Source organism: Lysobacter sp. N42 (assembly GCF_004344885.1).
This window is the reverse complement of sequence record NZ_SKFB01000001.1, coordinates 828642-842461: the sequence shown is the minus strand read 5'-3', so window position 1 is coordinate 842461 and position 13820 is coordinate 828642. Positions and strand designations below refer to the sequence as shown.

The window sequence follows — 13820 nt, the reverse complement described above, 5'->3', positions numbered from 1 at the left end:
GTTCTTTGATGGCTGAGTTCTAGCTATTTTTCCGCAAGAAAGCGGTCGATTAGCTTGGCGCCGTATAGGCGAGAAGGGGTGTAAAACCCAGGTTTAAGCTGATTTCTCAAGACATAAATGGCGAGCTCGGTAGCGCCTCGTGCAGTTAGCGTGTAACCGTTAAGCACTTTTTCCCGAAGCGTTATGGTTTCACCTCTCTCATTTGAGATTTCGCCCCACACCCAAGTGGCAAGCTTTTCACGCTCTTTGCTGTCTGGTCCCGCAGGTTGTTTGTCGACCTTTTTACTTAACCAGTTCTGCACAAATCCGAGCTTTAGGAACCAAAGTACGTAGTTTAAACGCTTTAAACTTTTCACAAGTTTTGGGCTTGCAGGTATATAAACTTCTATGTTCGGTACGCCGGTTGTGTAGTAGGCCGTAGAAACGTCACCCCAAGGAATGGTCATGGCTAGCTTTTTACCGTCGCCAAAATTAATTTCTTCGGTTTTGTAAGCCAACGGCACGTTGATGATTTTTCCATCTTTTCGAACGGCACCGCCTTCGCCTAATCTTCTCACACTCGTTTTGCTGGTCCCTCGGCTCATTCTAGAACGAGAGTCGAAACCGAGCTTCAATTGGGTAGCGTCAGGCATTTGCGACTTTAAGCGAGCAGCTAAGCAGTCGGTGGGAATAACGTCGAAACCAACACCTGGGCAAAGCACAATGTTTGCTGCTTCTGCTTCATTTCGAAGGCTATGCGCAAGCTCGAAAACGCTAATTTCGCCGGTAATGTCGAGGTAGTGAGTTGAAGCTTCAATACAAGCTTTCATCATTGGTTCGGCAGTAATTTCGAACGGTCCTGCGCAATGGACAACTAAATCAACATCTTTTAGGTTCTCTTTAATCTCGTCTGCGTTGAGGTCGAAAACACGGTATTCAAGCTGAGTACGCTCAGCAAGTTCTTGAGTTTTACCCTCATTGCGGCCTGCAAGAATAGGTTGGTAACCCATTTTCTTGGCGTGATGAGTAATAAGTTCACCGGTATAGCCGTATGCACCGTAAATCATCCAACGCATCAGTTACACCTCGACCCTGTGATGCTCTGCATCTTCTGAATTATGCTCACAGGTGTCTGCATTCTGGCATTCGCCATAGAGATACAAGCTGTGGTTGGTGAGTTTAATGTTGTTTTTGTCGGCTACTTCAACTTGGCGTTTCTCAATAATGTCGTCTTCAAACTCAATAACGCGACCACAGGTAAGGCATACTAAGTGGTCGTGATGATTTTTATTGCTCAGTTCAAATACAGAACGACCGCCTTCGAAATGGTGGCGTGTAACAATGCCGGCGTCGTCGAATTGGTTGAGAACACGATAAACCGTTGCTAAGCCAACTTCATCACCTTTCTCGAGGAGAATCTTGAAAACTTCTTCCGCACTGATGTGCTGGTTTTCAGGCTCTTTAAGTACCTCCAGCACTTTTAGGCGTGGAGACGTAACTTTCAAACCTGCTTTTTTCAGTTGAATATCGGTGCTCGACATGAATTCTCTCTTTCACTTAAATGCGATAGCTGATTATAGCCACAGATACCGCCAAAATTAAATGCTTATCAAACGAGTTCGTCTAACATCATTTCTTCGCGCAACTGGGCACACCACTGAACCACTCGTTCTTTGGTAAGTTCTGGTTGTCGGTCTTCGTCGATTCCTAAGCCTACAAAATGGTTATCGTCCGCCATGCCTTTAGACGCTTCAAAGTGGTAGCTGTCGGTAGGCCAGTGACCGATAATAATGCCGCCGCGAGCCTCTACGATGTCACGAATCATGCCCATGGCGTCCAAGAAATACTCCGCATAGTCTTCTTGGTCGCCGCAGCCAAAAATAGCAATTAACTTGTCGGTAAAATCAATTTGTTCTAGTTCTGGAAAGAAATCGTCCCAGTCACATTGTGCTTCACCGTAATACCACGTTGGAATACCAAATAGCAGAAGGTCGTATTCAGCTATTTCTTCCTTTGTGGATTTCGCGATGTCTTGAACATCAATAAGTTGTTTGCCTAATTCTTTTTGGATCATTTGAGCAACAGCTTCGGTGTTACCTGTGTCGCTTCCAAAAAACAGTCCAACTGTGGCCATGAACTTTATTCCTATCAATTCAAATTAGATTGTACGAAAAATTGAATGACGCCTTTCGCAAGAAAACCAGCCATACCTAAAAATAGTACGAGCCAGACAAAGAAACGGCCGTATTTGGGCACGTCGCCTTTTTTAAGTACGTCTTGAATGGCTAAACCAATGAGTAAAAATAAAACTGCTATACCCACATTGGTCATTAGAGACTCGATTTGCTCTAAATTTTCGCTAAACATCAGAACTCCAAATTCGTATACGTTTTAAGCCTGTATACGTTAGCCATATTTCATGGCGCAGATTCTACCACAAATGCTATCTATTCTCATCTAGAAAACGCACGACAATTTTATTAAATACCGTTGGCTTTTCGGCATGAAGCCAATGACCTACGCCTTCAATAGTTTTGGACTCTGCTTTTGGAAATCGTGAGAGGATTTCTTCTCTATGACTTGCTTGTACATAGTCGGAGTCACCCCCTCTGATAAAGAGTACAGGTCCTTCAAAAGTACCTTTACTGGCCGGTGCACCAATTAATGAGGGGTAGTTTTCTTCGATGGCGGATAAGTTCATGCGCCAAGACCAAGAGTTGTCTTCTTTTTTTAGATTTTTCATTAAAAATTGACGCACACCTTTTTCTTTGATGTCTTTTTCAAGCTGGTGGTCTACGTCGCTACGGTTTGAGACTCGGTTGAAGTCGACAGCTTTAAGCGCGTCAATAATGGTTGTGTGCCTCGCTTCATAAGCGACTGGAGCTATGTCGGCAATGACTAAACCATGGACTTTATCGCTATGCTCTAGGGCAAAATCCATAGCAATTTTCCCGCCCATCGAGTGGCCTAGAATAAATGTACGTTCGATATCTAAAGATTCCAGCAAACCCAGAATGTCGTCACTCATTTCAGGGAAACTCATGGTTTCTACCCATGGCGATTGACCGTGGTTACGCACATCAATATTAATCACGAAATAATGGTCTGAAAGCGCTCTGCTTATAGACTTTAGGTTGTCTAAGTCGCCGAACAAACCGTGAATAAGCAACACCGCAGAGTGCTGCTTGTCGCCTAGAGTTTCATAATTTAAAGAAATGTTTTTTGATTCGCGCATATATGCTCCCCATGCAAAGGCAGCCAGCCTTGGTTATAATGCGAAGAAATTGATGCAATCATAACAAAAGAGAAAGCATAACGGCATGAAACAACTCAATATTGACGATGAACTTTACGCATATATTGCTTCCCATACACAACATATTGGTGAAAGTGCTTCAGACATTCTTAGACGTTTACTTAACCTTTCTTCTTCGATGCAACCGATTGTGTCAGACGAAAAAGCTCCAGCGCCGGAGATTGAAGCTTCAACTTCGGCTAAGGTTACGCAGTCAACCATTGCAAACTCTGATGCGACTATTTTTGATCGTGTTACCGAAGCTGATATTGCCGCGCAAAAAGGCAAAGTAGGGCAGTTTTTATACGTGCTTTCTATGCTTTACGCATGCCACCCAGAGCAATTTGTACAGGTGCTCACTATCCGCGGTCGCGACCGTCTGTATTTTGCGACCAACGAATCGGAACTTAATGCGAGTGGCAAGAGTACGAACCCTAAACAGATTCCAGGTAGTGGTTTTTGGGTGATTACCAATTCAAATACTACGAAAAAGAAGTCTATGCTGACCCGAGTTGCTGAAAAGTTAGGGTACGACACTAAACAACAAGAACAAATTAGGGACTTATTGTCATGACTATCCATGAACGTGCAGGGCAACAAGCTACCCAGCAAGACTTAGTGCATATTCCAGCTTTGATGGCTGCGTACTACGTTAACGAGCCTGACCCGCGTGACCCACAGCAAAAAGTGAGTTTTGGCACCTCCGGACACCGTGGTTCTTCTCTAAAAAAATCGTTCAATGAAGCGCATATATTAGCGGTTTGCCAAGCTATTTGTGGTTATCGAGAAGAGCAGGGAATTAAAGGCCCTTTACTCTTGGGTAAAGATACTCACGCGTTGTCAGAAGCCGCGTTTATCACCGCTCTTGAAGTATTTATCGCCAATGGTATTACCGTTCATGTGCAACAAGACCTGGGTTATACGCCAACTCCCGTGATTAGCCACCAGATTTTAAAGTGGAATAAAGAACATCCTAATCAACTTGCTGACGGTGTGGTTATCACTCCATCCCACAACCCTCCAGCAGACGGAGGGATTAAATATAACCCTTCGCATGGTGGGCCAGCAGATAGCAAAGAAACTAGAGTTATAGAGAAATACGCAAACGCGATTATGAGCAGCGGTTTGTCGGGTGTGAATGCAGTCGATTACGACGAAGCCTTACATGCTAAAAAATTGAAGCGCTGTGACTGGGTTGCAAGTTACGTAAATGCGCTTGCTGATGTTGTTGATATAGAAGCCATTAGAAAAGCGAAAGTTCGTATTGGCGTGAACGCGATGGGCGGAGCTGGCATCGAATATTGGCGCGCTATCGCCGAACATTACGAGCTAGATATCTCGCTGATCAATGATCATGTAGACCCTACGTTTAGCTTTATGAGCCTCGATAAAGACGGTCAGATTAGAATGGATTGCTCGAGCCCATTTGCTATGTCTAGCATGGTGGCATTAAAAGACAGCTTTGATCTAGCTATTGGCAACGACCCTGATTACGATCGTCACGGCATTGTCACTCAAGATGGATTGATGAACCCGAATCATTATCTGGCGGTTTCAATAGATTATTTACTGAGTCATCGTAACTGGGGCCAAAAAGCAAAAGTTGGTAAAACGATTGTTAGTAGCGCGATCATCGACCGCGTTGTGGCAGCTCGTGAAAGCCAGTTATTTGAAACGCCTGTTGGTTTTAAATGGTTCGCTGAGGGCATGTTTGCTGGTGAAATCGGCTTTGCCGGAGAAGAAAGCGCGGGTGCGAGTTTCTTGGACTTTTCTGGGCAACCTTTCAGTACCGACAAAGACGGTATTATTCTTGGTTTGCTTGCTGCTGAAATTCTTGCGGTTACAGGCAAAAGTCCGAGTCAGTATTATCAAGAGCTTGAACAACAGCATGGTACAGCTTTTTATAAACGACTTGATGTTAAAGCTAGCCATGAAGATATGGAAAGCTTTAAGGAACTCGCCCATAAGCCTTTTAAATTGACGAATTTGGCCGATGAACCGGTAGAGAATGTCCTAACCACTGCACCAGGTAACGGCGCTACATTTGGTGGCGTTAAAGTAGTGACGGCTAATGGTTGGTTTGCTGTTCGCCCGTCGGGTACGGAGCCGGTGTACAAGATTTATGCGGAAAGTTTGAAAAGCGAAGCTCACCTTGAACAAATTCTTAGTGAAGCTTCGCAAACCGTAATCGAGTGGCTAGCACGACAAGCTTAATCGTTTAGCTTTCAGAATCTTCTTTTACAGGAGGCCCAGTAACAGTGATGGCTGGGCTTTCTTCTTGCTCTTCGTCTTCTTCCTGGCCATGAGTTTCATCGACTAAGGTATATACCAACTCTTCTGATGTTTGTGCCGGAGCCAATGCCGCAAAAGCTGTGTGTGCTTGGTCTGTTGCGCGCTCTCTTTTACCTATGCGGTAAAGCGCATACAGCGCGACACCGCCGGATAAAATACCAATAAGAATGAAGAATAAATTAATTTGTCCGAACTGCATCATTGCCGCTACCGACGGCGCACCGATCACTGCTCCAATACCGCCAACTTTAATAATAGCGCCAGTTGCGCCGATCATTTGGTCACGTTCAAGGAAGTCGTTGGTATGCGCCATCGATAAACTATAAAGCGGCAAAATACTTGCGCCGAGCAAAGCCATGAGCAGATAAATAACCCATGGGTAAGTTGCCGGTAGTTGAGAAAGTACAAAAGCAAAAAAGGCACTTGCCGCTGCGCAGCCAGCTAGAACTGCTCGTCTGTCGAATTTGTCAGAGAGTAGGCCAACAGGTGTTTGTGCAACTAACCCACCGAAGATATACGCTGCCATAAATAACGTGACTTGAGGAACGCTCAGGCCTAAATAAATAGCATAAACAGGCCCGACACCATAAAACATGGCATAGCACGCTTGAATAACAAAAGCGGTAATAATGCCCAGTGGTGCTTGTTCCAGAAGTACTCTGAGGGAAACTTTCTTCGGGCTGTGTGTTGTTGGCTCTACCGTTACACTGGCTAAAATGGGCACGAGTGACAAATTAATGAGCATGGCTACGATAGCAAAAGGAACAAATGTTCCTGGGTCTGCTATACCTAGAATCAATTGCCCGACGATAAGGCCACCATAGATAAGTACCATGTAGATAGAGAGCATGGCGCCGCGGTTTTTATTGTCCGCCATGGTGTTAAGCCAACTTTCTGCAATGACAAACATCGCAGACAAGGCAAAACCGCTAAGGAAGCGGAATAAAAACCAAATAATCGGGTCGATCCAAATGGACTGTACCAGTATTGATACCGATGCCAGCGCTGCAAGGCCACCAAACGCACGAATATAACCCACACGACGAATGTCTTTTGGTGCGCGCGTAGAACCAAATAGGAAACCTAAGAAATAGGCCGACATGATAATACCGGTGGTTAGCGTAGAGAAGCCTTCTAGAGTTGCGCGCAAGCTGAGTAGCGTGCTGGTCATACCCACACAAAGGCCAATAAGGGTCATGGTGGTTAATAAAGAACTGACGGCGCGAACTTGTTGTCGAAGCATCTCTATTCCTATCTCGTTGATTGTGGGGGAAAGTGTAACAGCGTTGATATTGTTCGGCTAGAAATTACCGAGCCTTTTCAGTGTTTAAGCTTGCTCCCACGTTAGGGGATGTTTATCATCTTGCTATTGCTTATAAAAGGAAACGTGTTTGTGACTAATCAACGGAACACTTTATTCATTGCTTGTCTGATGTTCGCCATGAGTTTTTGCGTGGTTTTGCCAACGCAAGCTCAAGATCGTGAATTGAGTCAGCTTATGCAAGTTTCTGTTCCGGTTGAAGATCAAACACGGGCTCAGCGGTTTGTTGCTTACGAAGAAGGTATGAAGACCGTGATTGTGCGAGCCTCTGGTCAGTCTTCAACGTTGAATAACCCTGCAGTGTCTCGCGCGTTTTCAAGTGCTGTAGATTATATGGTGACTTATGGTTACGAGCGCGAAGAAGGGCAGTTGTACCTGCAAATTACTTACTCGGAAGAGCGTATTGTAGGGTTACTTCGGCAAGCAGGCGCACCAGTTTGGCGGGCAAGAAGACCTGAATTGATGCTCTGGATTGTAGAAACTCAGCCTGCAGGTTTACAGCTACTCGCACGTGACGAAAGCCACTGGCTTTTAGACAGCTTGCTTGAACAAAGCGCTCATCGTGGTTTGCCGGTCAATATGCCGCTACTCGACTTAAACGACAGAATGGCGATTACCCCCAACGATGTTTGGGGACGTTTTAAGGAGCCGGTATTGGAGGCATCCTCTCGATATCCGACCAATGGCGTGGTTATGGTGCGACTTAGCGAAGGCGTAGGTGTTTGGCGTGCTGAATGGACCATCGTTATTCAAGACTTCGAGCGCTCAGGACAAGTAGATGCAGTTAATCAGCAGTCTCTAGGGGCTGCATTAGCCAATCAGTTAACGGAAGCTGTTGCGCGTCAATACGCAGTGAATTACTCAGCAGCAGATACCGGTTATACCTACTTAAGAATGACTGGCTTGAACTCGATACAACAAATTGCTGAAGCAGAAGCATTATTGAGAAGTTTGGGTCCTATCGTACATGTCACCATGACGCGCTTTTATTCTGGAACTGCAGAGTTTGAATTGGCGGTAGTAGGGGATGCTAGTCGAGTTGAAAGTGCACTTGCATTAGAGCGCGCAGTGGAAGTGATAGATGATCCGTGGAACCAAGTCGAGTCAATGTTTTTGGAGTATCGATGGCTGCGATGAAGCGACACCGGCAACTTACTTTGCCTGTTGAGCTACCTGAAACTGCGCAGTTTGAAACATTTGTGACCGGTGAAAACGAGCAGTTAGTCAACTATCTGCGTGAGTTCGAATTTTCAAATCAGTCATTTCAGCAGCTTGCGCTGGTAGGAACCCCTGGAAGCGGCAAAAGCCATCTGCTTTTTGCCTTTGTTGACCGTATGCAACAGTCTGGTGTGCAGGCTATGTATATCGATTGCAAAGAAATACAGGCGCAATTTCCACCGTCAATTCTGGACGGGTTACACCAATACCCAATTCTCATACTCGATGGTATAGACGCTGTTGTTGGTGATGAAGAGTGGTGTGTTGCGTTGTTTACGTTAATTAATCGCTTTACTGACCAGCAATCTGGCTTGTTGGTGTGGGCAGCGGAGAACGATCCGTCGGCGCAGGGTATTGTCGTACCTGACTTAACGTCTCGGTTAGAACTGGCGATACGTTTCCGTCTGCAAAAGCTGTCTGATGAAAAGAAAGTTACTGCTTTGAAACTTCACGCGAAAGCCCGTGGAATGAAGCTGTCGCGTGAAGTGGCAGAGTATTTGCTCCAACGGCTTAGCCGTGACATGAGAACCTTAATGAAGGTTTTGAAAGCACTAGACCAATTATCCATTAGAGAGCAACGTCCAATAACACTTCCGTTCGTTCGCAATGCGCTGAAGGAAGTTACGCTCTAACGAGTTCTAATCACTTTTCCCTGCATTAGAGACATTGGCTTTTTTCAGCCCAAGCCCCAGCTCACGCCCTTTGTACCTAGCGTAAAATGTTGCGCCAATGAAAGCAGCCGTAACCAGCATCAATTCAATGGCGGGGATGTACCAAGTGCTCCAGTGGGTGTAGAGCGTGGTAAACCCATGTAAGAAGTACAAGATTAAAACGAAGTTAGCCCAAGCATGGGTATATGGATTACCTTGAATAATACCTTTTAATGGAAAAAGTAAGGGTAGAATCCACATTGTTAGAGCCAGCGGGATAGGCAAAAACTCACTGGGCATAAGCACTGTAACGATTACCGCCATATATACGATTAACAGCGGGTACGAAATTAGTGTGAGCTTGCGGTAGAACTCTGATGATGTTGGCAACATAAAACCTCAAATAATGTCTAATACAGCTTCAGGAGGTCTTCCTATTGCCGCTCGGTTCCCATTGACCACGATAGGGCGCTCAATAAGTTTTGGGTTTTCTAGCATAATCTCAATGAGTTCGTCATCGCTTCCTGTGAACGCTTTTAAATTGAGCTCTTTAAAGATGTCTTCCTTTTTACGAACGATGTCCATAGGCTTGGCATTTAAGCTCGCAAGAATAGACTTCAATTCTTCTGCGCTGGGTGTGTCTTTTAAATATTCGACAACCTGTGGTTGGATACCTTGTTCTTCCAAAAGCGATAGGGTTTGTCTGCTTTTCGAGCAGCGAGGGTTGTGTAGTATCTTAATTTGACTCACTGAAAACTCCTGTTAGTTCATGAGTACGCGTTCTTGCTCTAACGCCCTGAATTGTTCAATTCGAGCCTGCATACGTTGACGCGTTAAAGTTGCATCTTCTTCGGTTTTACTAATCGCAGTGTGCAGTTGCTCTATAGCACCGCGAAAGTCGCCACGAAGCGCAAATATCTCTGCTCTCGCTTCGTGCATTTCGCTAATTTTACCATCTAGCTCGTATGCTGTGTGAAGTAAGTCCCACGCTAAAACATCTTTTTTGTTATAGATAATAAAGTTATTGAGTACGCGCCGGCTTAAATCCAAATTTCGTGCTGCATTTGCAGCGTAGGCAAGGTTAAGCGTAATCACTTGATTGTTAGGGCGGCGAATATACTCTCGCTGCAGCATTTCAACGGCTTCTTCCGAGCGTTGTTGCGCCATGAGTATGTCGGTTTCTGTGTCTAAGTAGAAAAGATTCATCGGGTCTTCTTGGCGCAAAGGCATTAGCAATTGATACGCTCTTTCGTGCTCTTCAAGCGCGAGATGGGCTAGGGCGCGACCATATCGGTTGCCTGCGATCTTGGCGTGGTCTACCAAGTGTTGGGCTTCATACTCTAAGTCTTTCAGTACGTCTGCTGCTCGGCGGTCGGCATAACGCACTCGAATACGTGCTTTCGCGAGTTCAAACTGTAATGATGTTTCTACTCTGCGCGGCTCGTATTGCATGGCTCTATTTCGAGTATCGGCAACCCTCGAGTCGGGTAAGGGGTGCGTGATCAACATTTCAGGGGGCGTTTGAGTGTAGCGATACTGTTCAGCTAAGCGCCCAAAAAAGCTCGGAGCGCCTTCGGGATCAAAGCCCGCCCGAAATAATGCATTGATTCCAATTCGGTCTGCTTCAAGCTCAAATTGTCGGGTGTAGTTTATCTGGCGTTGTTGGGCGCCTGCGACACTCGCGGCAAGACCTGCCATACCAGCGGCGGGATTAACCAAACCTACAATAATGCTTCCCAGTACATGGGTCATGGTAGTAGGACCTGCTTGTGTCATTCGTTCCATATTTCTTGCGATGTGACGTTGAGATACATGCGCAATTTCATGGCTAACGACGGATGCTAGTTCAGATTCAGTCTCTGCTTGCATGATAATGCCAGTATGGATTCCTATGTATCCTCCTAAAAATGCGAAAGCATTTAACGCGGAGTCGTTTACCCAAAAGAAAGTGAAGGGATAGCGGATGTTGTCGGTGTGCATAATCAAGCGATTACCGATGCCACTTAGGTATTCTCTTAAAACTGGGTCGTCGGCTATAGGGGCCATGGCTCTGAGTTGACGCATGTAAAAGTCGCCAAGCCGTTGTTCTTGAGCGATAGAGATCGAGGATGCGCCTGCGATACCTATTTCAGGAACATCGATTGCGTCTTGCGCATAAGCCGACACCGCAGTACCTAGGCTTAATGACCCCGCCATGACTAGCGATGCTAGTTTGGGCGCGAATTTTGAGTAAATACGACTTGGCGCAAACATGAACGTTAAGTTCTCCAACAACTTTGAATCAACTACAATGTTGTTAAGACGCACAGAAAACAACAGAGTTCCTTGAAGCTATTTAATTTACGTGATTGAACGTAAAGAGTCGACTTCAGTCGAATGTTTTTAACACTAGCGTGTTAATATAATACGTAGAATGAGGTTCTTTTTTGAACCTAGCTTCATGCTGAACGCCGAAGGAATGTAAGTATGTTGGATTATTTAAAGCACTGGTTTCAAAAGCGCTTCTCTGACCCGAATTTAGTCGCATTAACGCTCATGTTAGTTGTCGGTTTTGTTATTTTACTGACCATGGGAAGCATTTTGGCGCCTGTAATAGCGGCAATTGCATTGGCATACTTACTTGAATGGCCCGTGAGTAAATGCGAGCAATTGGGATTACGGCGGCTTCCCGCAGCTCTGATTGTGTTTGCTGTGTTCATGACTATTTTTATTCTTCTTATTGTATTCCTCGTGCCTGTTATTTGGCAGCAAAGTGTTAATTTACTGCAAGAACTCCCACTTATTGCGGAAGCATGGCAGGACCTTGTAGAACGAGCCGAAGAAATTGCACCTTCTTTCATAGAGCCTCGACAAATAGAGCTATTTACGCAACGCATTAACAATCGGTTGTTAGAAATTGGTCAGTCGTTGCTTGACCGCTCGCTAGGCACTATTTATGTTTTTGCGTCGCTTTTAGTGTACTTAATTATCGTACCGTTAATGGTGTTCTTTATGTTGAAAGACAAAGACATTTTATTAAGCCATTTCGAACGTGTTCTTCCCGAGCAGCGCCGGAAAATTCAGCAAGTGGGTTATGAAATGAACACACAAATAATGAATTACATTCGCGGCAAGTCGTTAGAAATTATTATTGTCGGTATTGTGACTTTCGTGGTGTTTTCGTTGTTTGAACTGCAATACGCAGCATTGCTGGCAACCTTGGTCGGTTTCTCGGTACTGGTTCCTTACATCGGAGCCGCGGTAGTCACTATTCCTGTGGCGCTGGTAGGGTTATTTCAATTTGGTCCCTCAATTACTTTAGTGTGGTTGTTGTTTGCTTATTTAGTTATTCAGGCGTTAGACGGCAATGTTCTCGTGCCCTTATTGTTTTCTGAAGCGGTGAGCTTACATCCTGTTTATATAATTGCTTCTGTTTTGATTTTTGGCGCGATGTGGGGCTTCTGGGGAGTGTTCTTTGCTATCCCTTTAGCAAGCCTTGTTAAGGCTGTATTGACTGCGTTTTCACAAGCTCGACAAGAGCAACAAGCTGAAGAAGGCGGTAGCTAAGAGGCACCGCCTTGAATGACTGGTGTATTAGAGTTCCTCTAACACAACCTCATGGTGGTTTTTCGTTTTAAATTTGTCGAATACCTTTGATATGGTTCCGTCTTGTTCGATCAAAAAGCTAATGCGGTGAAGTCCGTCATATTCTTTACCCATAAATTTTTTCGGGCCCCAGACACCAAATGCATCTGCGATTTTATGATCTTCATCGCTTAGCAGAGTGAAGTTAAGTTCATCACGCTCCGTAAACTTCGCAAGACGTTTAGGCGCGTCGATGCTTACACCAACAGCCACTGTGTTTTTAGCCGCTAGTGCATCTTTTTCGTCACGTAGGTTCTGAGCTTGTACGGTGCAACCAGGTGTCATAGCTTTCGGGTAGAAGTACAACAGAACACGATTTTCTTTCAGTAATTCCTGTAAATTAACTTCATTCTCGTTTTGATCCAGAAGACTAAAATTAGGGGCTTTGTCACCCGCTTTAAGTGTGTTCATCTTTTCTCCTCGAGTATATTCGTAATTAAATTCGTCGACCCCGCAATATTTAACACAACACTTGCACGATCATCAACGCAGAACCCTTGTCATTCGCGCTCTGCCCACGTAACATTGTGCGCTTAAATTAGGAGGATAAACGCATGTTGACTGGCAGTATGGTGGCGTTAGTCACCCCGTTTACGAGTCAAGGTAATGTTGACTATTCATTGTTAGCCAAACTTGTAGAGTTTCACATCCAGGAAGGTACTGACGCAATTGTTTCAGTGGGTACTACAGGTGAATCTACTACGTTAAGTCATGATGAACACGTTGATGTAGTGAAAGCTACCGTAGAAGTGGCAGATAAACGGATTAAAGTCGTAGCGGGCAATGGTTCTAACTCAACATCAGAAGCTGTGCAACTTACAGAGCGTATTGCTCCTTTAGGCGTGGACGGATTCCTTAATGTTACGCCTTATTACAACAAGCCTCCAAAGCAAGGACTTATTGGCCATTTCAGCGCTTGTGCTGAAGCCAGTGACGTGCCGCAAATTTTATACAATGTACCAGGTCGCACCTGTTGTGACATTCAACCTGAAGTTGTTGCTGAGCTAGCTCAGATACAAAATGTAGTTGGCATTAAAGAAGCGACAGGTGAAGTTGACCGCGTTGCGAAAATTCGTGACTTATGCGGCCCCGACTTTATTCAATTGAGTGGTGACGACCCAACAGCAGCTGAGTTTTTGTTAGCGGGTGGGCATGGTGTTATCAGTGTTACTGCAAATATCACCCCGAAACTCATGAAAGAATTGGTAGACACTGCGCGCCGTGGTGAGAGCGAAGCTGCACACGCTATCGATGCTAAAATGCGCGCTTTACATGACGCTCTCTTTATAGAAGCGAACCCAATTCCAGTAAAGTGGGCAATGGCTCGATTAGGTTGGGTTGAAGGAAATTACAGATTACCTTTAGTTTCTCCGGAACTTGAGAGCCAAAAGGTTATCGAAGAAGCATTAAAACAAGCCGGATTAGTATAAAAGCGGAGTAT

Annotated in this window: 16 protein-coding genes; 6 read left to right on the top strand and 10 right to left on the bottom strand. The window is 45.1% G+C overall.

What is annotated here, in order from left to right:
- Positions 1-23: 23 nt before the first annotated feature.
- The 5 genes from EYQ95_RS04170 to EYQ95_RS04150 form a co-directional block, all read right to left on the bottom strand.
- Positions 24-1055: a trans-acting enoyl reductase family protein gene (locus tag EYQ95_RS04170; RefSeq protein WP_111913964.1), complete on the bottom strand. Its 1032-nt coding sequence runs from the start codon at positions 1053-1055 to the stop codon at positions 24-26.
- Positions 1056-1058: 3 nt separating this feature from the next.
- Positions 1059-1520, bottom strand: coding sequence for a ferric iron uptake transcriptional regulator (gene fur, locus EYQ95_RS04165; RefSeq protein WP_111913965.1), 462 nt, complete (start codon positions 1518-1520; stop codon positions 1059-1061).
- 68 nt (positions 1521-1588) lie between these two features.
- Positions 1589-2113 (bottom strand): flavodoxin FldA, encoded by a 525-nt coding sequence (gene fldA, locus EYQ95_RS04160; protein WP_111913966.1) that lies wholly within the window; start codon positions 2111-2113, stop codon positions 1589-1591.
- Between the two features lie 14 nt (positions 2114-2127).
- Complete coding sequence (locus EYQ95_RS04155) at positions 2128-2346, bottom strand: DUF2788 domain-containing protein (RefSeq protein WP_111913967.1); 219 nt, start codon at positions 2344-2346, stop codon at positions 2128-2130.
- Between the two features lie 76 nt (positions 2347-2422).
- Positions 2423-3214: an alpha/beta fold hydrolase gene (locus tag EYQ95_RS04150; RefSeq protein WP_111913968.1), complete on the bottom strand. Its 792-nt coding sequence runs from the start codon at positions 3212-3214 to the stop codon at positions 2423-2425.
- 85 nt (positions 3215-3299) lie between these two features.
- Here EYQ95_RS04150 and seqA point away from each other — a divergent pair, with 85 nt between their 5' ends.
- Both seqA and pgm read left to right on the top strand, forming a co-directional pair.
- On the top strand, positions 3300-3848 hold the full coding sequence (seqA, locus tag EYQ95_RS04145; RefSeq protein WP_111913969.1) for a replication initiation negative regulator SeqA: 549 nt from the start codon (positions 3300-3302) through the stop codon (positions 3846-3848).
- On the top strand, positions 3845-5488 hold the full coding sequence (pgm, locus tag EYQ95_RS04140; protein WP_111913970.1) for a phosphoglucomutase (alpha-D-glucose-1,6-bisphosphate-dependent): 1644 nt from the start codon (positions 3845-3847) through the stop codon (positions 5486-5488). Before seqA ends, pgm begins: the two co-directional genes overlap by 4 nt.
- A 4-nt stretch (positions 5489-5492) precedes the next feature.
- On the opposite strand, the gene EYQ95_RS04135 is transcribed toward pgm, so the two are convergent.
- The gene (locus EYQ95_RS04135; RefSeq protein WP_111913971.1) at positions 5493-6809 is read right to left on the bottom strand and encodes an MFS transporter; all 1317 of its coding nucleotides are present in this window, start codon (positions 6807-6809) and stop codon (positions 5493-5495) included.
- 108 nt (positions 6810-6917) lie between these two features.
- On the opposite strand from EYQ95_RS04135, the gene EYQ95_RS04130 reads away from it, so the two are divergent.
- Together EYQ95_RS04130 and hda are read left to right on the top strand one after the other, a co-directional pair.
- Entirely contained in the window at positions 6918-8024 is a 1107-nt protein-coding gene (locus EYQ95_RS04130; RefSeq protein ID WP_111913972.1) for a DUF2066 domain-containing protein, read from the top strand.
- Positions 8012-8737: a DnaA regulatory inactivator Hda gene (gene hda / locus EYQ95_RS04125; protein WP_111913973.1), complete on the top strand. Its 726-nt coding sequence runs from the start codon at positions 8012-8014 to the stop codon at positions 8735-8737. The genes EYQ95_RS04130 and hda overlap by 13 nt, the downstream gene beginning before the upstream one ends.
- Positions 8738-8743: 6 nt before the next feature.
- On the opposite strand, the gene EYQ95_RS04120 is transcribed toward hda, so the two are convergent.
- The 3 genes from EYQ95_RS04120 to EYQ95_RS04110 are packed head-to-tail and all read right to left on the bottom strand — an operon-like array spanning position 8744 to position 11062.
- Complete coding sequence (locus EYQ95_RS04120; RefSeq protein WP_207801068.1) at positions 8744-9148, bottom strand: DUF2069 domain-containing protein; 405 nt, start codon at positions 9146-9148, stop codon at positions 8744-8746.
- 6 nt (positions 9149-9154) lie between these two features.
- Complete coding sequence (gene arsC, locus EYQ95_RS04115; protein WP_111913974.1) at positions 9155-9505, bottom strand: arsenate reductase (glutaredoxin); 351 nt, start codon at positions 9503-9505, stop codon at positions 9155-9157.
- Between the two features lie 12 nt (positions 9506-9517).
- Positions 9518-11062, bottom strand: coding sequence for a M48 family metalloprotease (locus EYQ95_RS04110; RefSeq protein ID WP_243618890.1), 1545 nt, complete (start codon positions 11060-11062; stop codon positions 9518-9520).
- Positions 11063-11221: 159 nt separating this feature from the next.
- On the opposite strand from EYQ95_RS04110, the gene EYQ95_RS04105 reads away from it, so the two are divergent.
- Positions 11222-12301 carry an AI-2E family transporter gene (locus EYQ95_RS04105; protein ID WP_111913975.1) on the top strand — a complete coding sequence of 360 codons (1080 nt, stop codon included), beginning with the start codon at positions 11222-11224 and terminating at the stop codon, positions 12299-12301.
- 27 nt (positions 12302-12328) lie between these two features.
- On the opposite strand, the gene bcp is transcribed toward EYQ95_RS04105, so the two are convergent.
- Positions 12329-12790, bottom strand: a complete 462-nt coding sequence (gene bcp, locus EYQ95_RS04100; protein WP_111913976.1) for a thioredoxin-dependent thiol peroxidase — start codon at positions 12788-12790, stop codon at positions 12329-12331.
- 143 nt (positions 12791-12933) lie between these two features.
- Between bcp and dapA the strand changes: the two genes are divergently transcribed.
- Positions 12934-13809, top strand: coding sequence for a 4-hydroxy-tetrahydrodipicolinate synthase (dapA, locus tag EYQ95_RS04095; RefSeq protein WP_111913977.1), 876 nt, complete (start codon positions 12934-12936; stop codon positions 13807-13809).
- Positions 13810-13820 lie beyond the last annotated feature (11 nt).

Bases quoted from the DNA above. Each gene is read 5' to 3' on its own strand.
- EYQ95_RS04170 (WP_111913964.1), bottom strand. From the start codon at position 1,055: ATGCGTTGGATGATTTACGGTGCATACGGCTATACCGGTGAACTTATT.
- fur (WP_111913965.1), bottom strand. From the start codon at position 1,520: ATGTCGAGCACCGATATTCAACTGAAAAAAGCAGGTTTGAAAGTTACG.
- fldA (WP_111913966.1), bottom strand. From the start codon at position 2,113: ATGGCCACAGTTGGACTGTTTTTTGGAAGCGACACAGGTAACACCGAA.
- EYQ95_RS04155 (WP_111913967.1), bottom strand. From the start codon at position 2,346: ATGTTTAGCGAAAATTTAGAGCAAATCGAGTCTCTAATGACCAATGTG.
- EYQ95_RS04150 (WP_111913968.1), bottom strand. From the start codon at position 3,214: ATGCGCGAATCAAAAAACATTTCTTTAAATTATGAAACTCTAGGCGAC.
- seqA (WP_111913969.1), top strand. From the start codon at position 3,300: ATGAAACAACTCAATATTGACGATGAACTTTACGCATATATTGCTTCC.
- pgm (WP_111913970.1), top strand. From the start codon at position 3,845: ATGACTATCCATGAACGTGCAGGGCAACAAGCTACCCAGCAAGACTTA.
- EYQ95_RS04135 (WP_111913971.1), bottom strand. From the start codon at position 6,809: ATGCTTCGACAACAAGTTCGCGCCGTCAGTTCTTTATTAACCACCATG.
- EYQ95_RS04130 (WP_111913972.1), top strand. From the start codon at position 6,918: ATGTTTATCATCTTGCTATTGCTTATAAAAGGAAACGTGTTTGTGACT.
- hda (WP_111913973.1), top strand. From the start codon at position 8,012: ATGGCTGCGATGAAGCGACACCGGCAACTTACTTTGCCTGTTGAGCTA.
- EYQ95_RS04120 (WP_207801068.1), bottom strand. From the start codon at position 9,148: ATGTTGCCAACATCATCAGAGTTCTACCGCAAGCTCACACTAATTTCG.
- EYQ95_RS04105 (WP_111913975.1), top strand. From the start codon at position 11,222: ATGTTGGATTATTTAAAGCACTGGTTTCAAAAGCGCTTCTCTGACCCG.
- bcp (WP_111913976.1), bottom strand. From the start codon at position 12,790: ATGAACACACTTAAAGCGGGTGACAAAGCCCCTAATTTTAGTCTTCTG.
- dapA (WP_111913977.1), top strand. From the start codon at position 12,934: ATGTTGACTGGCAGTATGGTGGCGTTAGTCACCCCGTTTACGAGTCAA.